We start from the raw sequence: 21,601 nt of genomic DNA, 5'->3' as shown, positions 1-21,601 counted from the left end.
TGGGGCCTAGCTTCACAAGAGCGACGGTTCCGCCACCAAACGGAGCGAAACATGTTGCGTGCAGATGTGTCACCCGGCCGCGCCCTGCCCACTCATCAGCAGGCCGAAGCGCTGCAGCTCGTGACGCCGGAGGGCGTCCGTCGTGAAGACCCGGTCTACGACCCGTGGATCTCCGACGTCGATGACGAGCACCTCCTGAACCTGTACGAGGACATGGTCGTCGTGCGCCGCTTCGACACCGAGGCCGTCGCGCTCCAACGGCAGGGGCAGCTCGGGCTGTGGCCGCCGCTCCTCGGCCAGGAGGCCGCGCAGATCGGCTCGGCCCGCGCGCTGCACAGCGACGACTTCGTCTTCAGCAGCTACCGCGAGAACGGCGTCGCCTACTGCCGCGGTGCCCAGCCGACCGACCTGGTGCGCGTCTGGCGGGGGACCGCCCTGGCGGGGTGGGACCCGCGCAGCATCGGCATGGCGACGCCGCAGGTGATGATCGGCTCGCAGACCCTCCACGCCACCGGGTACGCGCTCGGCTGCCTCAAGGACGGCGTGGACTCGGTCGCCGTCGCGTACTTCGGCGACGGCGCCACCAGCAAGGGCGACGTGCACGAGGCGATGGTCTTCGCGGCGACGTTCCGGGCGCCCGTGATCTTCTTCTGCCAGAACAACCAGTGGGCCATCTCCGAGCCGGTCGGCCTGCAGGCGCAGCGCCCGATCGCCGAGCGCGCGGCCGGCTACGGCATCCCCGCCATCCGTGTCGACGGCAACGACGTGCTGGCGGTGATGGCCGCGACGCGCGTCGCGCTCGACCGGGCCCGCAGCGGCGACGGCCCGACGTTCATCGAGGCCGTGACGTACCGGATGGGCCCGCACACGACGTCGGACGACCCCACCCGCTACGTCGACCCCTCGGACAAGGCGGAGTGGGCGGCCAAGGACCCGATCGCGCGGCTCGAGCGGCTCCTGCGCACGCGAGAGGCGCTGTCCGACGAACGCGCCGCCGCCATCACGCAGAAGGCCGAGACGTTCGCTGCCGAGATGCGCAAGGGCTGCTACGGGCTCGAGGTCCCCGAGCCGCTCAGCGTCTTCGAGAACGTCCTCGTCGAGCCGACGCCCGCGCTCGAACGCCAGCGCAGCCAGTACGCCGCCTACCTCGCGATGTTCGACGAGGAGGCGTGATGGCCACGATGACCCTGGCCGCGGCCCTCAACTCCGGCCTGCGGCACGCGCTCGACGACGACCCCACGGTGGTGCTGCTCGGCGAGGACATCGGCACGCTCGGGGGAGTGTTCCGGGTGACCGACGGCCTCCAGCGCGACTTCGGCGCCGACCGCGTCATGGACACCCCGCTCGCCGAGGCGGGGATCATGGGCGTGGCCGTCGGCCTGGCGTACCGGGGGTACCGGCCGGTCGTGGAGATCCAGTTCGACGGGTTCGTCTACCCGGCCGTCGACCAGCTGGTCACGCAGGTGGCCCGGATCCACTACCGGACCGGCGGCGCGATCCGCATGCCCATCACGGTCCGCATCCCGTACGGCGGCGGCATCGGCGCGGTCGAGCACCACTCCGAGTCGCCCGAGGCTTACTTCGCCCACACGCCCGGCCTGCGCGTCGTGACGTGCGCGAACCCGCAGGACGCGCACACGATGATCCGCCAGGCGATCGCGTGCGACGACCCCGTGGTGTTCTTCGAGCCGAAGCGGCGCTACTGGGTCAAGGGCGAGGTGGACGAGTCGTTCGACGACGTCCCGTTGCTCGACCGCGCCCGAGTCGTCGTCGAAGGCACCGACGCCACGCTCGCCACCTACGGACCGCTCGTCATGACCGCGCGGGACGCCGCGCTCGCGGCGCTCGACGACGGCCTCTCGGTGGAGGTGGTGGACCTGCGGTCCCTGTCGCCGATCGACCTCGACACTCTCGAGCTCTCGGTCCGCAAGACCGGCCGGCTCGTCGTCACGCACGAGGCCCAGGGCAACGGCGGGCTGGGCGCGGAGATCGTCGCGAGCATCACCGACCGCTGCTTCGACGCCCTCAAGTCCGCGCCGGTGCGCGTGACCGGGTTCGACACCCCGTACCCCGCCGCGAAGGTCGAGGACCACTTCCTGCCCGACCTCGACCGCCTGCTCGATGCGGTCGACCGCGTGATCGGTAGACAGAACTCGTTGACCGGTTGGAGGGCGTCATGATCCAGACGATCACCCTGCCCGACCTGGGAGAGGGCCTGACGGAGTCCGACCTCGTCGAGTGGACCGTCGCGGTCGGGGACACCGTCGAGCTCAACCAGGTGGTCGCCGAGGTGGAGACCGCGAAGGCGCTGGTCCAGCTCCCGTCGCCGTACGCCGGGGTCGTCGCGGAGCTGCTGGTCGAGGCCGGGGCGACCGTGCCCGTCGGAGCGCCGCTCATGACGATCACGGTCGACGTGCCGGCCGAGACCGCTCCGGCATCCGTCGACACGCCGCCGACGGCCGCCGTGCCCGCGCCCGCGCGCACCTCGGTCCTGGTCGGGTACGGCCCGCTCGTCGAAGGATCGGCCCTGCCCCGTCGCCGGTCGCGGTCGGCGGCGTGGATGGCGGCACACGCCGCCGCGGACGTCGAGGGTCTGGGCCTGGCGGGTCGGCGCATCGGCCCCAAGGTGCTCCCGCCCGTCCGCAAGCTCGCGCACGACCTCGGCGTCGACCTCAACCGGATGGAGGGCACCGGCAAGGACGGCATGATCACGCGCGAGGACGTCCTGCACGTGGTCTCCGGCCTCGGGTCGGCGCCGGTCGTCGACAGGTCCGAGGCGAAGGCGAGGCCGGTGAGCCGCCCCGCCACCCGCTCGACGCCCGTGAGTCCTGAGCCGCGGGCGCGCGAGGTCCGGACCCCCATCGCCGGCGTCCGCAAGCAGACCGCCGCGGCGATGGTGGCCAGCGCGTTCACCGCGCCCCACGCATCGACGTCGCTCACCGTCGACGTCACGCCGACGCTGGAGCTGCTCGAGCAGTTCAAGCTGGACCGTGCTCTCGAGGGGCACCGGATCACCGTCCTGACGCTCGTCGCGAAGGCCGTGACGATCGCGGTCGGCCGCAACCCGTCGCTCAACGCGCGCTGGGACGAGGCGGCCCACGAGATCGTGCAGCCCGCGTACGTGAACCTCGGCATCGCCGCCGCGACCCCGCGTGGGCTGCTGGTGCCGACCATCAAGGACGCCGACACGCTCCGGCTCCCCGACCTGGCGGACGCGATCGGTGCTCTGACCGAGGCCGCTCGCGCCGGCACGACCACGCCCGCCGAGCTCGCCGGCGGCACCATCACGATCACCAACATCGGCGTCTTCGGCGTCGACACCGGCACGCCGATCCTGGTGCCGGGTCAGGCCGCGATCCTGGCGATGGGCGCGATCCGTCGGCAGCCCTGGGAGTTCCGGGACGAGATCGCGCTGCGCCACGTCATGACGCTGAGCGTCTCCTTCGACCACCGCCTCGTCGACGGCGCCGAGGCGGCCCACTTCCTCACGGACGTCGGCGCGATCCTCGCCCGACCAGGCACCGTCCTGCGGATGGTGTGACCCCCTACTGCGCGGCGGCGGCGACCAGCGAACCCTCCTTCGCGGTGCGTCGCCGCCGCGCCGGGTACGGCACGGGGTGGGCGACTGCCAGCGCCGCGCCGGCGCAGACGAGCTCCTTGTACCAGGCGGCAAGTCGGCCGCCGGGCGCGAGGGACCGGGCGCGGTCGTCCGAGGTGACCATCTGGATGACGGCGTCGCGCCGCCCCAGGCTGATGCACTGGTGGACGTAGGCCAGCGGCACGCGCGGGAGCCTGCCGCCGGTGAGGCGCGCGACGATCGAGTCGGCGGCCTGCCACGACATCGGGATGCCCGAGGCGCAGGACATGCGCAGGGAGTTGCCCACCGGGCCGTGTGCCAGGGCCGCGTCGCCGACGGCGTAGACGTCCGGGTGCGAGACGGACCGCATGGTCTCGTCGACCAGGATCTGCCCGCGGTCCGTGACCGCCAGGGACGAGGCGGCGGCGATCGGGTGGACCGCGAAGCCGGCGGCCCAGATCGTCACGTCGGCCCGGATCGTCGAGCCGGCGTCGGTCACGACCGCGGTCGGGCCCACGCTGACGACACCCGTGTGCTCGTGGACCGTGATGCCGAGACGTTCGAAGGTGCCGCGCAGGTGCTTCTCGCCCTTCGGCGAGAGCCAGTCGCCGAACCCGGCCCGCGCCGCGATCGCCACGTCGAGGCGCGGGAAGGCCCCGGCGATCTCGCTGGACGACTCGATGCCGGTCAGCCCACCGCCGACGACGAGGACCCGCCCGCCGGGAGCGAGCCCGCGCAGCCGCTCGTGCAGGTGGAGCGCCCCGGGCCGGCTGGCGACCTCCTCGGCGTGCTCGAAGACGCCGGGCACGCCGTGGTCGTCGCGCGCGCTGCCGAGGGCGTAGACGAGCGTGTCGTAGCGCAGGTCGTCGGAACCCGCGAGGGAGACCGTCTTGCTGTCGACGTCGACGGCGGTGACGCGCGCGACGCGCAGGGTCACGCCCGTGCCGTCCAGCAGGTCGTCGAGGGGTCGCCGGCGCAGGTCCTGCCCGGTCGCCAGCTGGTGCATGCGGACCCGTTCGACGAAGTCCGGTTCCGCGTTGACCAGGGTGATCTCCACGTCGTCGCCGTGCAGGCGCCGCGCGAGGCGTCCGGCGGCGGAGGCGCCGGCGTACCCGGCGCCGAGGATGACGATGCGGTGTTTCATGAGTCGCTCCCTGTCGTGGATCGGTGACGCCCCTTGAACTGGACGTCGACCCGATCCCTGACAGGTGCGCGGTGTGACGGTGGTCACTCACCAACCGCTGAGCAGCGGCTCCCCGTGGTCCGACGCCGCCCACTGCCGCCCGGCGCGGCCGAGCTTCTCCGGGTTGACCTGGCTCAGCACCGCGGCGATCCCGTCGGCGGTCACTTCCAGGCTCATGACCCCGATCAGCCGGTCGCCGACCACCGCCACGAGCGCCGGGCTGCCGTTGGCGGTCCAGGCGTAGAAGTCGGGGCTGCCGCCGATGAGCGCGCGCTTGGCCTCGGCGGGCCGGAACAGGCCGCGCAGGAACTGCGCGACCGCCGCAGCGCCGAAGAACGGCTTCGCGCGCGCCGGGACGTAGCCGCCACCGTCGCCCACGCCCATCGCGTCGGCGGTCAGCACCCGGAGAAGCGGCTCGGTCTTCCCGCTCGTGGCAGCGGCCAAGAACTCGTCGACGACCTGCCTCGCCGCCGCCTGGTCGACCTCGGTGCGAACCCTCTCGGTGGCCACGTGCTGCTTGGCACGGTGGTAGATCTGCTGGCTGCTCGCCTCAGTGATGTCCAGCAGCTCGGCGATCTCGGCGTGGGAGTAGGAGAACGCCTCGCGCAGCACGTAGACAGCGCGCTCGCTCGGGGTCAGTCGCTCCATGAGCACCAGGACGGCGGTCGAGACGGACTCCCGCTGCTCGACGGTGTCCGCGGGGCCGAGCATCGGGTCCCCGGCGAGCAACGGCTCGGGAAGCCACTCGCCGACATAGACCTCCCGCCGCGCCCGGGCCGACTGCAGCTGCGTCAGGCACAGGTTGGTCAGCGCCCGTGTCAGCCACGCGGCCGGCACGCGGACCTGGTCGCGGTCGGCGCCCTCCCACCGTAGGAACGTCTCCTGCGCGGCGTCCTCGGCCTCCGCAGCGGAACCGAGCAGGCGGTAGGCGATGGCCTCCAACCTCGGCCGCAGGTTCTCGAAGACCTCGAGCTCGTCGGCCCGCAGCGGCCGCTTGTCCACGTCTCGCACACTCACGCCTCGACCTTACGACGGGGCCGGATGCGGCCCGAGCGGTACCCGGAGGACGGCACCCGGTAGCCCTCCGGTGCACATGTTCCAACGGGCCAGCGGACCCGGCACCGAAGGGCCAAGGGGTACGAACTCGCCCCGCGGGGTGGGGAGCCCTGCGCGTGCCCGGTCAGGTGGTTCGTCGCCGGTACTCGAGCACGCGGGACCTAGGGGTCGCGCCAGCACTGAATGCCGGGTGGCGATTCGCCCCGGCGTCAGACGTCGGAGTCAGAACGGTGGGTCGCCGAGGTCCGCGCGCGGTGGCGGCGCTGGTCGGTGTTCGAGCGCGCCGGCGGTGATGTGCACGGGGATGGGGTGTCGGGCGTAGGTCAGTCCGTGGCGGTCGGTCCAGGTGGAGACGCCGGTGGCGGGGTTGTAGGTGACGTTCCACCAGCCTTCGGTCGTGGCTTGGTGGTGGTGCTTGCACAGGGCGTGCAGGTTCGCCTCGCAGGTATGCGGGTCGTGGCTCCGGAGATCGGGCTGAGGGTCGTGCCCGCGGAGATCGGCCCGTGCTGGTCCCGAGCCCCCGAACGGTGGTCCGCCGTCGGAGGGTGATCCACCGTCGAAGGGTGGTCCGCCTTCGGAGGGTGGTCGGCCTTGGGTGGGTGGTCGGTCGTGGTCGTAGGGGATGCGGTGGTCGATCTCGCAGCGGGTGGCGGGTTGCCGGCAGCCCGGGAACGTGCAGGTGACGTCGCGGGCCTGGATGGTGCGGGTCAGGTCCGCGCCCGGCCGGTAGGCGGTGGTGCCCACGGAGCACACCTGCCCCGTGCCCGGGTCGGTAAGCACTCTGCGCCAGGTGCCGTCTTGGGCGAGCTCGCGGGCGACCTGCGCCGGGATCGGCCCATAGGACCCAAGGAACCCGGGGGCGTCGTCCAGGCCGAGCAACGTCGTCGCGGCCACGGTGACCTGGACGGCGACGCGTTGCCCGTGCTTGCGGGGCAGCGGGGTGCCGTCGGGGGTTGTCTGCCGGTCCAGGATGCCGGTGAACACGTCCGTGAATGCGTCCGCCCGCCGCTGGTCGATCGTGCGGGTGTCCCCGTCGAGGGTGGCGTGCCCGGCCAGGGCGTCGATCGCGGTGAACGCGGCGGTSGCCTCGGCGGCGGGCAGGTAGGCGATSAGGCGGGCCATCGCGTCGGGGGCCAGATCCAGGAACACCCCACGCCGGTCCCGCTCGGCCACSCGCCGCTGCTCGGCGAGGCCCGGGTTCAACGCGATCAGCGCAGCGCGCACGTGCCTCGTCAGCTGCGGCACCGTCATCTCGCCCGCGCGCTGGATCGCGTCACGGACCACCTCGTCCACCTCGCCGGCGGGCAGACCGGCCCCCGCTTTCGAGATCTCGTCCAGGATCACGTCGACCTTGCGCCCCTCCACGGCACCGGCCGCCCACGCGTCACCGACGGCGGGGTGCTGGGCGGCACCCCAGGCACGCAAGAACACGATCTCGGCGGACCGCTTCGTGCACACCAACGCGCACGCCAGCTCATCGGGCACGTGCCGCAACGCATCCGGGGTACGCGCCCCGAGCTCGCGAGCGAACGAACCCTGCAGCGCCTGCAGCATGGTCATCGCCTGCTGCGTCGCCGCGACCGCGTTCACCAGGGCCGCCCCAGACACCTCGGCCACCGGCACCGTGGTCAGCATCGCCACCAGGTCCGCCAACCCGACCCCGGGCAGCGGGAACTCCTCCACCGCAGCAAGGTCCACCACCCGGGCACCCGCCGGGGCCTCAGGCGTCCCGCCCGGGCGCCCTCCGTGCCCGGAGTCCGCCCACACCAGCGCGGGAACCGGGGGAATCACCGGCGAGGTAGCGGTGGGCGAGACGGGCGATGGGGCGGGTTCGTCGGACGTCGTGACAGGCAACGGTGCCGGCAGACTCGCCGCAGCCGGCGAGGGAGCCGACGCGGAAGCGGGGGCAGGAGCCGGACGCAGATCCGGGGGCGTGTCGATTCGGTCGCGTCCCTGCGCGGCAAGGTCGTCGCGCGTGCGCTCGGCCAGAACTGCCGTCATCGTCGCCACCTCCCGCCACGCGAACCGCCCGATCCGGGCATAGAACAACTGTACGACCGACCACTGACATCCGCCGCTGACCAGCGGAAACAACGGAAGACGACGTGCAGTGGGAGCGGCCCAGCAGGAGCCGCCGCGCCGCGGCTCTACCGCCCCAGCGCAGCCAATGCCATCTCCTCCAGGAGCGCGCGGGTTCGCGCGGTCGAGACCGACCGTGCGCTGTGCGGAGTCGAGTTGAGCAGCCCGAACGTCGCCTGGGCCCGCAGCCGCAGCTCGGCGCGCTCGGTCGACGGGCTGAGCCGCCGCAGCACGTCGACCCACAGGTCGACGTAGCGACGCTGCAGCTCACGAACAGACTCTTGGTCCTGCGGCGACAGGGCGGCGAGGGAGCGGTCCTGCACGCGGATCACGTCGGGGTCGCGCAGGGCGAAGTCGACGTGGAACCGCACGAGCGCGACGAGTGCTGCGGCGTCGTCGTCGGCAGACGACACCACCGCGCGGCCGCCAGTCAGCAGACCCTCGCTGACGCCGACGAGCAAAGCCGCGAGCACGGCCTGCTTGCTGGGGAAGTGCCGGTAGACCGCCGGTCCGCTGATGCCGACTGACGAGCCAAGGTCCTCGATCGACACCCCGTCGAAACCGCGGTTGGCGAACAGCTGCGCGGCGGACGACAGCAGGGCGCCGCGGCGCTCGGCCTTGGCGCGGCCGCGGGCTGTCGGGAGGGTGTCGAGCTGCTCGGCCATGAGGGCCCCTTCGTGGACAACGACGTGATCGCAGACTAGCCTGATTTCAGTTAGCGATCCCTAACCGAAGTAGATCTCTCCAGCCACCCCTTGGAGACAGCGTCGATGGAGATGCTCAGCACCACGGCCGACCCCGCCGCGCCGTCGTTCACCGCGAACGACGAGTCCCAGCGCGCCCTCGTCGGCGAGCTGCACGACCGGCTCCGGACGGCAGCGCTCGGCGGACCGCAGAAGTCCCGCGAGCGCCACGTGGCCCGCGGCAAGCTGCTCCCGCGCGAGCGCATCGACGTGCTCCTCGACGAGGGCAGCCCGTTCCTCGAGGTCGCGCCGCTGGCCGCCGACGGGCTCTACGACGGAGAGGCCCCGGGCGCCGGCGTCATCGCAGGCATCGGCCTGGTGCACGGCCGGCACGTCATGGTCCTGTCCAACGACGCGACCGTGAAGGGCGGCACGTACTTCCCGCTGACGGTGAAAAAGCACCTTCGGGCGCAGGAGATCGCGCTCGAGAACCGGCTGCCGTGCCTCTACCTCGTCGACTCCGGCGGCGCGTTCCTGCCCAAGCAGGACGAGGTGTTCCCGGACCGGGACCACTTCGGGCGGATCTTCTTCAACCAGGCCCGGATGTCGGCCGAGGGCATCCCGCAGATCGCCTGCGTGATGGGCTCGTGCACGGCCGGTGGTGCGTACGTGCCGGCGATGAGCGACGAGACCGTCATCGTGCGGGACCAGGGGACGATCTTCCTGGGCGGCCCGCCGCTGGTGAAGGCGGCGACCGGCGAGGTGGTCACGGCCGAGGACCTCGGCGGCGGCGAGCTGCACGCTCGGACCTCGGGGGTCACGGACCACCTGGCGGAGAACGACGCGCACGCGCTGCAGATCGTCCGGGACATCGTCGCGACCCTGCCGGTCCCGACGACGACGGCGTGGGAGATCCACGAGAGCCGCCCGCCCAAGGTCGACGAGGGCCAGCTGTACGGCGTCGTGCCCACCGACCTGCTGACGCCGTACGACGTGCACGAGGTCATCGCCCGGCTGGTGGACGGCAGCGAGCTGCACGAGTTCAAGCGCGAGTACGGGACCACGCTGGTGACCGGGTTCGCGCGACTGCACGGGCACCCCGTCGGCATCGTCGCCAACAACGGCGTGCTGTTCAGCGAGTCGGCGCTCAAGGGCGCCCACTTCATCGAGCTGTGCGACCAGCGCGGCATCCCACTGGTGTTCCTGCAGAACGTCAACGGCTTCATGGTCGGCCGGGACTATGAGGCCGGCGGCATCGCGAAGCACGGCGCCAAGATGGTCACGGCCGTCGCAACCACCCGCGTGCCCAAGCTGACGGTCGTGATCGGCGGCTCGTTCGGGGCCGGCAACTACTCGATGTGCGGGCGGGCCTACGACCCGCGGTTCCTGTGGATGTGGCCCGCGAGCCGGATCTCGGTCATGGGCGGCCCGCAGGCGGCATCCGTGCTGGCCACGGTGCGCCGCGAGCAGCTCGGAGACGACTGGAGCGCCGAGGACGAAGAGGCGTTCAAGGCGCCGCTGCGCGAGCAGTACGAGACGCAGGGGAGCCCCTACTACGCCACCGCGCGGCTCTGGGACGACGGGATCATCGACCCCGCCGACACGCGTCGCATCCTCGGCATGGCCCTCGACGTCTGCGCCACTGTGCCGCTCGGCGAGCCGCGCCTCGGCCTGTTCCGGATGTGACGGCCGTGTTCACCAGCGTGCTCGTGGCGAACCGCGGGGAGATCGCGTGCCGGGTGATCTCGACCCTGCAGAGGCTCGGCATCCGGGCCGTCGCCGTCTACACCGACGCCGACCGGTCCGCGCTCCACGTCTCGCGAGCCGATGAGGCCGTGCGGATCGAGAGCTACCTGTCGATCGACGAGGTGATCGCGGCAGCCCGACGCACCCGAGCCGAGGCCGTCCACCCCGGCTACGGCTTCCTCTCCGAGAACGCGGACCTGGCGCGCGGCTGCGAGGCGGCCGGGATCGCGTTCGTCGGCCCCGGGGTCAAGGCCCTGGAGGTCATGGGCGACAAGATCCGCGCCAAGGAGCACGTGTCGGCGGCCGGGGTGCCGGTGATCCCCGGCTCGTCGGTGGCCGATGCCGAGTCCGCCGAACGCGTCGGGTACCCGCTCCTGGTCAAGCCGTCGGCGGGCGGGGGCGGCAAGGGGATGGTGGTCGTCGAGCGAGCGGAGGACCTTGCCGATGCCATCGCCGGCGCCCGTCGCCTGGCCGCGTCGGCGTTCGGCGACGACACACTCCTGCTCGAACGCCTGGTGACCACCCCGCGGCACATCGAGGTCCAGCTGCTTGCCGACGAGCACGGCGCGGTGATCCACCTCGGCGAGCGCGAGTGCTCGCTGCAGCGCCGGCACCAGAAGGTCATCGAGGAGGCGCCGTCGCCGCTGCTCTCCGCGCAGACGCGGTCGTCCATCGGCGAGGCTGCCTGCGACGTCGCGCGAACCGTCGGCTACGTCGGTGCCGGGACAGTGGAGTTCCTTGTGTCCGACGACGCGCCGACGGAGTTCTTCTTCATGGAGATGAACACGCGGCTGCAGGTCGAGCACCCGGTGACCGAGATGGTCACCGGGCTGGACCTGGTCGAGTGGCAGCTGCGGATCGCGGCGGGGGAGCCGTTGACGCTCGGCGACGTCGAGCTCACCGGTCACGCGGTCGAGGCCCGCGTCTATGCCGAAGACCCTTCGCGCGACTTCCTGCCGTCGTCCGGGACCGTGCTCCTTCTCGACGAGCCTGCCGGCGAGGGCATCCGGGTCGACAGCTCCCTGCGGGCCGGGCTCGAGATCGGGTCGACCTACGACCCGATGCTCGCCAAGGTCGTCGCGTGGGGCTCGACGCGGGACGAGGCGCTCGCTCGGCTCGACGGCGCGCTGGCCCGCACGACCATCCTCGGCGTCCGCACCAACATCGCGTACCTCCGGCAGATCCTTGCCGATGCCGACGTGCGCGCCGGTCGGCTCGGCACCGGGCTGCTCGGGCGGCTGACTCCCCCGACCCGCGAACCCGACTCGGTGTCCGTCGTCGCGGCGGCGCTGTGGCTCCACGGCACGCCGGGGGATGGCCCGTGGCGGTCCGACGGCTGGCGCCTGGGCGACCCCCGACCCACCCGCTACGAGTTCCGGGACGTCGGCGAGGTCTCCGTGCTGGGCGATGCGGTCGCGATCGGCGACCGCGAGCCTGTGTCCGCGAGGCTCGTCCGGCGCGGGACCGACACGGTCGAGGTGGAGGTCGACGGCGTCGTGCACTCGCGGCGCATCGCGGTCGACGGCTCCGTCATGTGGGTCGGCGCCGACGAGCTGCGCGTCATCACCCGGGTCGAGCGGCTCGCCGAGCAGCTGGCCACGCGCAGCCGCGGCGAGCGCGCCGCGGACCCGGTCGTCCGTTCTCCGATGCCCGGCATCGTCGTCTCGACCGACGTGGCGACCGGCGACAGCGTCGTCGCAGGTCAGAGCCTCCTGGTCATCGAGGCGATGAAGATGGAGCACCGGGTCGTCGCGCCCAGCGACGGCATCGTCACCCTCACGGTCCGACCGACCGACCGGGTGGCACTCGACCACGTGGTGGCCACCATCTCCGGCCACCCCGACGAAGGGATCCCGGCATGACCTACGACCTCACCCCCGAGCAGCAGAAGCTCGCCGACGAGGTGCGCGACTTCGCCGACACCGTCGTCGCGCCGGCCGCCTACGAGTACGACACGAAGCGCGAGCTGCCGTACGAGATCCTCGCCCAGATGGGGGAGATGGGGCTGTTCGGCTTGCCGTTCCCGACGGAGCTCGGCGGCCAGGGGCGCGACTACGTCGACCTCTGCCTGGCGGTCGAGCAGCTGGCCCGGGTCGACCAGTCCATCGCCGTGACGCTCGAGGCCGGCGTGGGGCTCGGGGCGATGCCGGTGTGGCGCAGCGGGACCGAGGCCCAGAAGCAGGAGTGGATCCCGATGCTCGCGCAGGGCAAGGCGCTCGCGGCCTTCGGGCTCACGGAGGCCGACGCGGGCTCGGACGCCGGCGGGACGAAGACGACGGCGCGCCTCGAGGGCGACGAGTGGGTGATCAACGGCAGCAAGCAGTTCATCACCAACTCCGGCTCCCGGATCACCCGGCTGCTCACGATCACCGCGGTGACCGGCGAGAGCGTCCGCGACGACGGCTCGGTCAAGAAGGAGCTCACCGCCATCCTGGTCCCGGCCGGGACGCCCGGGCTCACCGTGCTGCCCGCCTACGACAAGGTCGGCTGGCACACGTCGGACACCCACCCGTTGCGGTTCGAGGACCTGCGCGTGCCGTCGGAGAACCTGCTGGGCGTACGCGGCCGCGGCTTCGCGCAGTTCATCCAGACGCTCGACGAGGGCCGGGTCGCGTTCGCGGCCCTCTGCGCGGGCGCCGCGCAGGGCTGCCTCGAGGAGGCCATGCGCTACGCCAAGAGCCGCAACGTGTTCGGCCACCCCATCGGCGAGAACCAGCACATCGCGTTCACCGTCGCCCGCATGGAGTCCCGCGTGCACTCGGCCCGGCTGGCCTGGCTCGACGCGGCGCACCGGCTGGTCGCGGGCCAGCCGTTCAAGCTCGAGGCCAGCCTGGCCAAGCTCATCGCGAGCGAGGCGGCCATGGCGAACGCGCGCGACGCGACACAGATCTTCGGCGGCTACGGCGTCATGAACGAGAACCCCGTGGCACGGCACTACCGCGACTCCAAGATCCTGGAGATCGGCGAGGGGACGACGGAGGTGCAGCTCATGGTGATCGCGCGCGAGCTGGGCTTTGCGGGGGCGCCTCGATGACGCACGACGTCGAGCAGCGTGGCCTCTACTACGAGGAGCTCGAGCTGGACACCCGCTACGTCCACCGGCCCGGGCGCACCCTGACCGAGGCGGACAACGTCCTGTTCAGCACCCTGACCATGAACGGTCAGGCGCTGCACCTCGACGCGGCGTGGTCGGCGCAGCAGCCGTTCGGGCAGCGGCTGGTGAACTCGATGATGACGCTGGCGGTCCTCGTCGGGAGCTCGGTCGACCAGCTCACGCAGGGCACCATCGTCGCGAACCTCGGCTTCACCGACGTGCGCTTCCCGCACCCGCTGTTCCACGGGGACACGCTGTACTCGTCGACGATCGTGCGGGACAAGCGGCTCTCGGAGTCGCGGCCGGGCCACGGGGTGGTGACGCTCGAGCACACCGGGCGCAACCAGAACGACGTCGTCGTCGCGGTGGCCACGCGGTCGGTCCTGTTCTGGTGCCGGGAGGCCGCATCGTGACCGGGTTCGCGATGGGCCCGGCGCTGCTGTTCTGCCCCGCCGACCGGCCCGAACGCTACGAGAAGGCCGCGTCCCGTGCCGACGCGGTGATCCTCGACCTCGAGGACGCGGTGTCCGCCGACGCCAAGCCGGCGGCCCGGTTCAGCCTCACCGACATCCCCCTGGACCCCAGGCGCACGATCGTCCGGCTCAACCCCGTCGGCACCGACGACCTCCGCGAGGACCTCTGCGCCCTCATGGCGACGCCGTACCGGACGGTCATGCTGGCCAAGACCGCGTCCGCCGACGACGTCCGCCTTCTGGCCCGCTACGACGTGATCGCCCTGGTCGAGACGGCTGCGGGCGTCGTGAACGCCGCGGCCATCGCCGCCGAGCCGAACGTCATCGGGCTCATGTGGGGTGCGGAGGACCTCGTCGCGTCGCTGGGCGGGACGTCGAGCCGGCACGCCGACGGGCGGTACCGCGACGTCGCGATGCACGCGCGATCCACCGTCCTGCTCGCCGCAGGCGCGTCCGGCAAGGCCGCGATCGACGCCGTGCACCTGGACATCGCCGACGTCGACGGTCTGGCGCGCGAAGCCACCGACGCCGCCGCCAGCGGGTTCGCCGCGACGGCGTGCATCCACCCGTCGCAGGTGGCGGTCATCCGCTCGGCGTACCGACCGGGCGAGGCCGAGGTGGAGTGGGCGCGGGCCCTGCTGGAGGCGGCCCGCGGCGAGCGCGGGGTCTTCCGGTGGGAAGGACGCATGGTCGACGCACCCGTCCTCCGGCACGCCGAGCGGGTTGTGCAGCGCGCTGGTTGACGCGGCGGACCGCGACTGTGATGTCTCTCTCGTCGCGGTCGGGAAGCATCCGCGACGGCGCACGTGTTGCCCCCGGAGGCTGCCGACCCTGGCCACCCTCGACACCCTGGGAGCACCCCGCGTGAGCACGTGGAACCTGACCGAGCGCATCGCCGTCGACCTGCACCGGGTCGCCAGCGCGCTCTGTCGTCCCGTCCACGGTCGCTGAACCGCCCCGGCTCCGCCGCAGCCTCGCGGCCGGACGCCCGATCGCCCCTCGTCGTGACCCGCGCCGCACCGCGGCGCGCCCCCGAAAGGCCTCACGTGTCTGACACCTCCACGCAGCCCGAGCGCCGGCTGCGCCTCCCGTCCTTCTCCGTCCAGGTCCTGCTGGGCCTCGGCCTCGGCGTGCTGCTCGGCTGGATCGCCCTGCAGATGGGCCCGACCGCGTCGGGCGACCCGAACTGGCTGACCACGACCCTCGACACCATCGGCTCGTCGTTCGTCACCCTGCTCAAGGCGATCGTGCCGCCGCTGGTCTTCCTGGCGATCGTCACGTCCATCGCCAACCTCCAGCAGGTGACCAACGCGGCGCGGCTGGCCTGGCAGACGCTGCTGTGGTTCGCCATCACCGCGGCGATCTCGGTCGCGATCGGCATCGGGCTCGGCCTGCTGTTCCAGCCCGGCCACAACTCGACCCTCAGCCCCGAGGCGGGCTCCGAGGTCGGGGTGACCGGCAGCTGGCTCGACTTCCTCAACGGCCTGATCCCGAGCAACTTCCTCGGGCTCGGCGCCAGCACGCAGCAGGGCGACGCCGGGCTGTCGACGTCCGTCTCGTTCAACGTGCTCCAGATCGTGGTCATCGCGATCGTCGTCGGCATCGCGGCCCTGCGCAGCGGTACCGCCGCTCAGCCGTTCCTGGCGTTCACGCGGTCCGCGCTCGCGATCGTGCAGAAGGTCCTGTGGTGGGTCATCCGGCTCGCACCCCTGGGCACGCTGGGCCTCATCGGCCGCGCCGTCGCCACGTACGGCTGGGACCTGCTCGCGCCGCTCGGGACGTTCGCCGTCGCCATCTACGTCGGCCTGGCGCTCGTGCTCTTCGTCGTCTACCCCGTGATCCTGCGTACCAACGGGCTCGGCATCATGAGCTTCTTCCGGGGTGCGTGGCCGGCGATCGAGCTCGCGTTCGTCTCGCGCTCGTCGGTCGGGACGCTGCCGCTGACGCAGCGCGTCGTCGAGCGGAACCTGGGTGTGCCCCGGTCGTACGCGTCGTTCGCGGTACCGCTGGCGGCGACGACGAAGATGGACGGCTGCGCCTCGATCTACCCGGCGATCTCCGCGATCTTCGTCGCGCAGCTGTTCGGCATCGACCTGTCGCTCAAGGACTACCTGCTCATCGCCTTCGTGTCCGTCGTCGGCTCCGCCGCGACCGCCGGGCTGACCGGCGCGGTGGTCATGCTCACGCTCACGCTGTCGACGCTCGGCCTGCCGCTCGCCGGTGTCGGGCTGCTGCTGGCGATCGACACGATCCTCGACATGGGCCGTACCGCGGTGAACGTCGCCGGCCAGGCGCTCGTGCCGACGATCGTCGCCAAGCGTGAGGGGATCCTCGACCTCGACCAGTACGCCTCGGCCTCCGCGGAGGACATCTTCGCCGACGACGTGGAGCCTGCCGCGGTCGTCGACGAGGCGGCGGATCGGCGCGAGCCCGTCCTGGCCTCCTGAGACCGGACGCGGCGGACCGATGAGTTCGCCGCGTCCCGCCGGTATGTATCCGCGGGACCACAACCGGCCCCGCGACGGTGCAGGAGATCCTGCACCGTCGACCGGCACAGACAGGAGTGCACGATGACGACGCTCGACACGCTCGACACGACGGCCGTCGAGGCCCTGCTGGCACAGATGGGCACGGCCTGGGCCGCCCACGACGCCGACGCGTTCGCGGCCCTCTCGCCGACGGCGGCACAGTGGTGACGGCCGGCACGTACATCCAGGGCAAGGACCAGATCCGCGCCTTCATGGTCGCGGGCTTCGACGGTCCGCTGAAGGGCACGGCCTCCGTCGAGGAGCCGCAGCGGATCAGGTTCCTGTCGCCCGACGTCGCGGTGGTGAACAGCCTGGGCGGGTACCGCCCGGCCGGGGCGGCGAGCGTGCCGCCGCACCTCCAGCGGCGCGCCACGTGGGTGCTCGCGCGGAACGAGGCGGGCTGGCTCGTCGAGTCGTACCACAACTGCGCCGCGAACCCGGCGTGATGCTGGTCTGAGCGGGCCACAATCGGAGCAGGAGAGGAGCGCGTCGCCGGTGTCGATCAGCGAGGACTTTGCACGTCAGACGCTGCCGTACCGGCGCGAGCTCCTGGCGCACTGCTACCAGATGCTCGGTTCGGTGCACGACGCCGAGGACCTCGTGCAGGAGACGATGCTGCGGGCCTGGCGGGCGTACGACCGGTACGACGACCAGCGCGCGTCGATGCGCACCTGGCTGTACCGGATCGCGACCAACGCGTGCCTGACGGCMCTCGAGAGCCGTCGGCGCCGGCCGATGCCGTCGGGCCTGGGCGCCCCGGGCGACGACCCCCGGGCCCCGTTGGTGCCCGACCGCGAGGTGGCGTGGCTCGAGCCGATGCCGGACGCGCTCGTCGACGGCGACCCGGCGACGGTCGTCGTGGCCCGCGGCCAGCTGCGGCTCGCGCTCGTCGCGGCCATGCAGCACCTGCCGGCCCGGCAGCGCGCGATCCTCCTCATGCGCGAGGTGCTCGAGTGGTCGGCGGCCGAGGCGGCGGACGCCCTGGGTACCACCCCGGCTGCGGTGAACAGCGGTCTGCAGCGGGCGCGGGCGCGGCTGGACGGGCTGGGCATCGGCGCGGACCACCTGACCGAGCCGGTGACCGCGGACCAGCGGGCTGTCGTCGACCGCTACGTCACGGCGTTCGTCGTCGGGGACCTGGCGGCGATCGGGCAGCTGCTCACGGAGGACGTCGTGCTCGAGATGCCGCCGGTCCCGGCGTGGTACCGGGGTCGCGACGACTACGTGGCGTTCCTGGCGAACGTGTTCGATCGGCGCGGCACGGACTGGTGGACGACGCCCGTCGGCTCCAACGGGCAGGCGGCGTTCGCCGCCTACGTGCGGGAGGGGGAGACGTACCGGCTGCACTCGGTCCAGGTCTTCTCGGCGACCGCGGAGCGGATCACGGGGTCGGTGGTGTTCACCGACCCCGCGATCCTGGCCTCGTTCGCCGTCCCTGAGCTGGTCAGGACCGGATGAACTCCAGCAGGTCGGCGTTGATCGTCGCGGCCTCGGTGGTCGGCATCCCGTGCGGGAACCCGGCGTACGTCTTGAGCGTCCCGTTCTGCAGGAGCGCGGCGGACAGGGGGCCGGAGTCGGCGTAGGGGACGACCTGGTCGTCGTCGCCGTGCATCACCAGCGTGGGCACGGTGATCTTCTTGAGGTCCTCGGTGAAGTCGGTCTGCGAGAAGGCGACGATGCCGTCGTAATGGGCCTTCGCGCCGCCCATCATCCCCTGACGCCACCAGTTCTCGATGATGGCCTCGGACGGCTCCCGGCCCGGGCGGTTGAAGCCGTAGAACGCGGTCGAGGGCAGGTCGCGGTAGAAGTTCGACCGGTTGGTGGCCACCTGCTCCTGGAGGCCGTCGAAGAACTCCTTGGGCAGGCCCCCGGGGTTGGAGTCCGTCTTCACCATGATCGGCGGAACGGCGGCGATCAGCACGGCCTTGGCCACGCGGCTCTCGCCGTGGCGGGCGATGTAGTGCACGACCTCGCCGCCGCCGGTCGAGTGGCCGATGTGCACGGCGTCCTGCAGGTCCAGCGCGGATGTGAGCGCGGCCAGGTCGTCGGCGTAGTGGTCCATGTCGTGCCCGCCGTCGGTCTGGGTCGAGCGGCCGTGGCCCCGGCGGTCGTGGGCGATCACGCGGTAACCGTGCAGCAGGAAGAACATCAGCTGGGCGTCCCAGTCGTCGGACGACAGCGGCCAGCCGTGGCTGAACACGAGGGGCTGGCCCGAGCCCCAGTCCTTGTAGAAGATCTCGACGCCGTCGGTCGTGGTGATCGTGCCCATGGGTCCTCCAGGGAGCAGGGGTGCTGTCCTTCCGAGGCTATATGGGGCATCAGCGACCGCGCGGGCGATCAGCTGGAGATCCGCTCCTTGATCAGCCCGAGCACCCGGCCGAGGTTGAGGGTCCAGCCGACGCCGAAGACGCGCGGGTTGATGATCGACCCGCCGTCGGGGTTCCAGAGGCGCTCCTTGATGCGCTCGGGCGTGGGCACCCGGAACTCGTACGGCACGAAGCCGATGACGACGCCGTTCCACCGGCGCTCCTCGGGCGGCGTGCGCAGCTCCTTGACCAAGGCGGTGACCGCCAGGCCCAGCGTGATGAGGCGGACCAGCCGGCGCAGGTCGCGCGGCCCGTTCGAGCGTTCGTCGTGCACTGCCATGGTGTGGGCTCCCGTCGCGGTGGAGCCTCCATGATCCACCTGCGGGGGCCTGACGGAAGGGTCAGGCGGCAACCGGAGGGAACAGCACCTCGACGCCTGCGGCCTCGAGCGCCGCGGCGAGGTCGGGCGGCGGGGCGGCGTCGGTGACCAGGTAGTCGGCGCGTCGTAGCTCGGCGACCTGCGCGAACAGGCGGCGGCCGAACTTGGTCGAGTCGGCGAGGATGGCGACCCGGGCGGAACGGTCCATCATCGAGCTCATCATGGCGGCCTCGCCGAGGTTGCTGGTCGAGTACCCGGCGTCCGCGTTCACCGCACCCACGCCGATGAGGGCGAGGTCGCACCGGATATCCCTGTCGGTCCCGCTCTCGGTCGGGAACGCGACGGCACCGATGGTCCCCTGCGCGCTGAGGCGGACCACGCCACCGAACACGTAGAGGTCGCGGAACGCGAGCGGGTTGATCTCCATCGGCATCCGCAGCGAGTTCGTCGCGACCGTGAGGTCCCTGTGCTCGGAGAGATGGTGCGCGAGCGCGAGCGTCGTCGTGCCCGCGTTGATCATGAGCGCCGCGCCGTCCCGCACGAGGCCGGCGGCCAGTGCGCCGATCTGGTCCTTCGCCGATGTCTGCAGGCGCATGCGTACCTCGACACCCGTCTCGGGACGAGGGAGCGCCTGCGGGCTGATCGCGCCGCCGTGCGTGCGGATGAGGACACCGTCCGAGTCGAGGGCGTCAAGGTCGCGTCGGATGGTGTCGGGGGAGACGTCGAACCGCTCGGCGAGGTGGGCGACGGTCACCTGACCGTGCTCGGCGACGTACGCCGCGAGGTCGGCCTTCCGGCCCGCGGGCAGTCGTCGCGAGGTTCCGTCGGTGGTCGCAGACATGGGACTACTGAAGCACACAAGTGCGAGTTCGTGCGAGAAACCGCATCGGCACGCCGGGTCACTCGCACGCCCGCTCAGGGAGCAGCAACCGGTCATCTGCCCAGTTCAGCGCCAAATTGCAGGCCAGATGGACGGCCCCTCGGCAGGTTGGAGGCAGGTCACGGGGTGGTTGCGACTGACAAACAGCGCTTGACGACGCATATCCACGGGTCTACTTTGGCGGAAACTCGCAGAAGTGCGCAGACAGTCGCACGAAGCGGCAGGACCGAGAGATGGGGACAGTCATGGGCAAGGGCGCTCACGTTGGACGCTTCGCCGCCGTGGCGAGTGTCGCGGCACTGGCACTCGCAGCGTGCTCGAGTGGCGGTGGTTCGGGCTCGGACAGCACGTCGGGCGACGGCGGCGACGTCACCCTCGAGTTCTCGCAGTGGTGGGAACCCGAGCTTCCCGACGGGGCCTTCCGCGGGCTGATGGACAAGTTCGAGTCGGAGAACCCCGGAATCAAGGTCAAGCTCCTGTCGGGGCCGTACGCCTCGACCAAGGAGCAGGTCGTGGCGGGCGCCGCGTCCGGCACCATGTCGGACGTCGTCGGGCTCGACGGCGCCTGGGTGAGCGACTTCGCCAAGCAGGGCGCGATCACGGACCTCACGGCGGTCATGAAGGACGCCGGCTACGACGACTCGCAGCTGGCCAGCCAGGTCCAGGTCGACGGCAAGACCTACATGATCCCGGTGGTCAACTTCGTCTACCCGATGTTCACCAACGACGCCCTGCTGAGCCAGGCCGGCGTCACGGCGCCGCCCACCAACCGGACCGAGTTCGCGGACGCCGCCAAGAAGATCACCGCGCTCGGTGACAACGTGCACGGCTGGGTGCTCCCGCTCTCGCTCGAGGCGCCCAACGGCATCCAGAACGACGTCATGTCGTGGGTGTGGGCGTCGGGCGGCTCGATGCTCAAGGACGGCAAGCCCGCCCTGACCGACAACGAGGCCGTGACCAGCGCCACCGACTACATCCAGAGCCTGTGGGACGACGGCGTCATCGCGCCGGGATCGTTCACCATGAAGGAGCAGGACAAGGTCGAGGAGTTCACCAACGGCCGGGTCGGCATGATGATCGACTCGCTCGCCCACGTGACGGACCTGCGCGAGTCCAACCCGGACCTGAAGTTCAGCATCTCGGCCATCCCGGCCGAGGACGGCTACGACGGCAAGCGCGGCATCCCGTACGCCTCGTGGGGCATCGGCATCGCCGACAACTCCGAGCACAAGGCCGAGGCGTTCAAGCTGGTCGAGTTCCTCATGAGCGAGGACGTCAACTCCGAGCTCTCCACGATGGCCAACGCCTTCCCGGGGAACACGGCATCCGTCCCCGACTTCGTCAAGGACGACGAGCTGTTCCAGACGGCCTTCGACATCTACAAGTCGGGCTACCCGGCCAACGAGTTCACCGGCCTGCCGGTGGCCGAGCAGCTGATGCGCGACTTCGGTGAGCAGTTCCAGAAGGCGCTCGACGGTCAGCAGTCCATGGAGGACGCGCTCGCCGCGACCCAGAAGACGTGGGAAGGGGAGTTCTAGGTCTCCAGCCCTGAACCCCCTCGGGCCGCGCCGGGACCACCTGGCACCCGGCGCGGCCCGCCCCCGAGGAGAGAGCCGT

Annotated in this window: 20 protein-coding genes; 13 read left to right on the top strand and 7 right to left on the bottom strand. The window is 71.6% G+C overall.

The annotated features are described in order from the left end of the window. Positions 1–51: 51 nt before the first annotated feature. From pdhA to ACXJKA_RS03160, 3 genes are read left to right on the top strand one after another with little or no spacing between them, the layout of a single operon-like run. Positions 52–1,173, top strand: a complete 1,122-nt coding sequence (gene pdhA / locus ACXJKA_RS03170) for a pyruvate dehydrogenase (acetyl-transferring) E1 component subunit alpha (protein WP_456823721.1) — start codon at positions 52–54, stop codon at positions 1,171–1,173. Beyond that, the gene (locus ACXJKA_RS03165) at positions 1,173–2,180 is read left to right on the top strand and encodes an alpha-ketoacid dehydrogenase subunit beta (protein WP_456823720.1); all 1,008 of its coding nucleotides are present in this window, start codon (positions 1,173–1,175) and stop codon (positions 2,178–2,180) included. Before pdhA ends, ACXJKA_RS03165 begins: the two co-directional genes overlap by 1 nt. Further along, on the top strand, positions 2,177–3,541 hold the full coding sequence (locus ACXJKA_RS03160; protein ID WP_456823719.1) for a dihydrolipoamide acetyltransferase family protein: 1,365 nt from the start codon (positions 2,177–2,179) through the stop codon (positions 3,539–3,541). Before ACXJKA_RS03165 ends, ACXJKA_RS03160 begins: the two co-directional genes overlap by 4 nt. A 4-nt stretch (positions 3,542–3,545) precedes the next feature. Here the strand turns inward: ACXJKA_RS03160 and ACXJKA_RS03155 are convergent, their stop codons facing one another. The 4 genes from ACXJKA_RS03155 to ACXJKA_RS03140 form a co-directional block, all read right to left on the bottom strand. Then, entirely contained in the window at positions 3,546–4,721 is a 1,176-nt protein-coding gene (locus ACXJKA_RS03155) for an NAD(P)/FAD-dependent oxidoreductase (protein WP_456823718.1), read from the bottom strand. Positions 4,722–4,808: 87 nt separating this feature from the next. Then, positions 4,809–5,777: an RNA polymerase sigma factor SigJ gene (gene sigJ / locus ACXJKA_RS03150; protein WP_456823717.1), complete on the bottom strand. Its 969-nt coding sequence runs from the start codon at positions 5,775–5,777 to the stop codon at positions 4,809–4,811. A 261-nt stretch (positions 5,778–6,038) separates the two neighbouring features. Then, entirely contained in the window at positions 6,039–7,517 is a 1,479-nt protein-coding gene (locus ACXJKA_RS03145; protein ID WP_456823716.1) for a DUF222 domain-containing protein, read from the bottom strand. Between the two features lie 446 nt (positions 7,518–7,963). Further along, positions 7,964–8,560 (bottom strand): SACE_7040 family transcriptional regulator, encoded by a 597-nt coding sequence (locus ACXJKA_RS03140; RefSeq protein WP_456823715.1) that lies wholly within the window; start codon positions 8,558–8,560, stop codon positions 7,964–7,966. Positions 8,561–8,665: 105 nt separating this feature from the next. Between ACXJKA_RS03140 and ACXJKA_RS03135 the strand changes: the two genes are divergently transcribed. From ACXJKA_RS03135 to ACXJKA_RS03095, 9 genes are all read left to right on the top strand, one after another. Continuing rightward, positions 8,666–10,264, top strand: a complete 1,599-nt coding sequence (locus ACXJKA_RS03135; protein WP_456823714.1) for a carboxyl transferase domain-containing protein — start codon at positions 8,666–8,668, stop codon at positions 10,262–10,264. Between the two features lie 5 nt (positions 10,265–10,269). Continuing rightward, positions 10,270–12,186, top strand: coding sequence for an ATP-binding protein (locus ACXJKA_RS03130; RefSeq protein WP_456823713.1), 1,917 nt, complete (start codon positions 10,270–10,272; stop codon positions 12,184–12,186). Then, positions 12,183–13,358, top strand: a complete 1,176-nt coding sequence (locus tag ACXJKA_RS03125) for an acyl-CoA dehydrogenase family protein (RefSeq protein ID WP_456823712.1) — start codon at positions 12,183–12,185, stop codon at positions 13,356–13,358. The genes ACXJKA_RS03130 and ACXJKA_RS03125 overlap by 4 nt, the downstream gene beginning before the upstream one ends. Then, complete coding sequence (locus tag ACXJKA_RS03120; protein ID WP_456823711.1) at positions 13,355–13,831, top strand: MaoC family dehydratase; 477 nt, start codon at positions 13,355–13,357, stop codon at positions 13,829–13,831. Before ACXJKA_RS03125 ends, ACXJKA_RS03120 begins: the two co-directional genes overlap by 4 nt. 11 nt (positions 13,832–13,842) lie before the next feature. Next, positions 13,843–14,634: an HpcH/HpaI aldolase/citrate lyase family protein gene (locus tag ACXJKA_RS03115; protein ID WP_456823921.1), complete on the top strand. Its 792-nt coding sequence runs from the start codon at positions 13,843–13,845 to the stop codon at positions 14,632–14,634. Between the two features lie 303 nt (positions 14,635–14,937). Further along, positions 14,938–16,338, top strand: a complete 1,401-nt coding sequence (locus ACXJKA_RS03110; protein ID WP_456823710.1) for a dicarboxylate/amino acid:cation symporter — start codon at positions 14,938–14,940, stop codon at positions 16,336–16,338. A gap of 123 nt (positions 16,339–16,461) precedes the next feature. After that, positions 16,462–16,587, top strand: coding sequence for a hypothetical protein (locus tag ACXJKA_RS03105; RefSeq protein ID WP_456823709.1), 126 nt, complete (start codon positions 16,462–16,464; stop codon positions 16,585–16,587). Continuing rightward, entirely contained in the window at positions 16,584–16,865 is a 282-nt protein-coding gene (locus ACXJKA_RS03100; protein ID WP_456823708.1) for an SgcJ/EcaC family oxidoreductase, read from the top strand. The genes ACXJKA_RS03105 and ACXJKA_RS03100 overlap by 4 nt, the downstream gene beginning before the upstream one ends. Positions 16,866–16,872: 7 nt before the next feature. Beyond that, positions 16,873–17,877: a sigma-70 family RNA polymerase sigma factor gene (locus tag ACXJKA_RS03095; protein WP_456823920.1), complete on the top strand. Its 1,005-nt coding sequence runs from the start codon at positions 16,873–16,875 to the stop codon at positions 17,875–17,877. On the opposite strand, the gene ACXJKA_RS03090 is transcribed toward ACXJKA_RS03095, so the two are convergent. The 3 genes from ACXJKA_RS03090 to ACXJKA_RS03080 all read right to left on the bottom strand — a co-directional run bounded on the left by ACXJKA_RS03090 (position 17,864) and on the right by ACXJKA_RS03080 (position 19,945). Next, positions 17,864–18,688 carry an alpha/beta fold hydrolase gene (locus ACXJKA_RS03090; RefSeq protein WP_456823707.1) on the bottom strand — a complete coding sequence of 275 codons (825 nt, stop codon included), beginning with the start codon at positions 18,686–18,688 and terminating at the stop codon, positions 17,864–17,866. The genes ACXJKA_RS03095 and ACXJKA_RS03090 overlap by 14 nt on opposite strands. Positions 18,689–18,756: 68 nt before the next feature. After that, positions 18,757–19,065 (bottom strand): DUF5808 domain-containing protein, encoded by a 309-nt coding sequence (locus ACXJKA_RS03085; RefSeq protein ID WP_456823706.1) that lies wholly within the window; start codon positions 19,063–19,065, stop codon positions 18,757–18,759. 61 nt (positions 19,066–19,126) lie between these two features. Beyond that, on the bottom strand, positions 19,127–19,945 hold the full coding sequence (locus tag ACXJKA_RS03080; RefSeq protein ID WP_456823705.1) for a DeoR/GlpR family DNA-binding transcription regulator: 819 nt from the start codon (positions 19,943–19,945) through the stop codon (positions 19,127–19,129). Between the two features lie 320 nt (positions 19,946–20,265). Between ACXJKA_RS03080 and ACXJKA_RS03075 the strand changes: the two genes are divergently transcribed. Beyond that, positions 20,266–21,522, top strand: a complete 1,257-nt coding sequence (locus ACXJKA_RS03075) for an ABC transporter substrate-binding protein (RefSeq protein WP_456823704.1) — start codon at positions 20,266–20,268, stop codon at positions 21,520–21,522. Positions 21,523–21,601: the final 79 nt, after the last annotated feature.

Source organism: Cellulomonas sp. P5_E12 (assembly GCF_054049315.1).
The sequence above is the reverse complement of the archived record's forward strand: the minus strand, read 5'-3'. Positions and strand labels throughout refer to the sequence as shown.

What these genes read in the sequence shown, in the direction of transcription:
- pdhA (WP_456823721.1), top strand. Translation starts at nt 52, where the DNA reads ATGTTGCGTGCAGATGTGTCACCCGGCCGCGCCCTGCCCACTCATCAG.
- ACXJKA_RS03165 (WP_456823720.1), top strand. Translation starts at nt 1,173, where the DNA reads ATGGCCACGATGACCCTGGCCGCGGCCCTCAACTCCGGCCTGCGGCAC.
- ACXJKA_RS03160 (WP_456823719.1), top strand. Translation starts at nt 2,177, where the DNA reads ATGATCCAGACGATCACCCTGCCCGACCTGGGAGAGGGCCTGACGGAG.
- ACXJKA_RS03155 (WP_456823718.1), bottom strand. Translation starts at nt 4,721, where the DNA reads ATGAAACACCGCATCGTCATCCTCGGCGCCGGGTACGCCGGCGCCTCC.
- ACXJKA_RS03140 (WP_456823715.1), bottom strand. Translation starts at nt 8,560, where the DNA reads ATGGCCGAGCAGCTCGACACCCTCCCGACAGCCCGCGGCCGCGCCAAG.
- ACXJKA_RS03135 (WP_456823714.1), top strand. Translation starts at nt 8,666, where the DNA reads ATGGAGATGCTCAGCACCACGGCCGACCCCGCCGCGCCGTCGTTCACC.
- ACXJKA_RS03125 (WP_456823712.1), top strand. Translation starts at nt 12,183, where the DNA reads ATGACCTACGACCTCACCCCCGAGCAGCAGAAGCTCGCCGACGAGGTG.
- ACXJKA_RS03120 (WP_456823711.1), top strand. Translation starts at nt 13,355, where the DNA reads ATGACGCACGACGTCGAGCAGCGTGGCCTCTACTACGAGGAGCTCGAG.
- ACXJKA_RS03115 (WP_456823921.1), top strand. Translation starts at nt 13,843, where the DNA reads ATGGGCCCGGCGCTGCTGTTCTGCCCCGCCGACCGGCCCGAACGCTAC.
- ACXJKA_RS03105 (WP_456823709.1), top strand. Translation starts at nt 16,462, where the DNA reads ATGACGACGCTCGACACGCTCGACACGACGGCCGTCGAGGCCCTGCTG.
- ACXJKA_RS03090 (WP_456823707.1), bottom strand. Translation starts at nt 18,688, where the DNA reads ATGGGCACGATCACCACGACCGACGGCGTCGAGATCTTCTACAAGGAC.
- ACXJKA_RS03085 (WP_456823706.1), bottom strand. Translation starts at nt 19,065, where the DNA reads ATGGCAGTGCACGACGAACGCTCGAACGGGCCGCGCGACCTGCGCCGG.
- ACXJKA_RS03080 (WP_456823705.1), bottom strand. Translation starts at nt 19,945, where the DNA reads ATGTCTGCGACCACCGACGGAACCTCGCGACGACTGCCCGCGGGCCGG.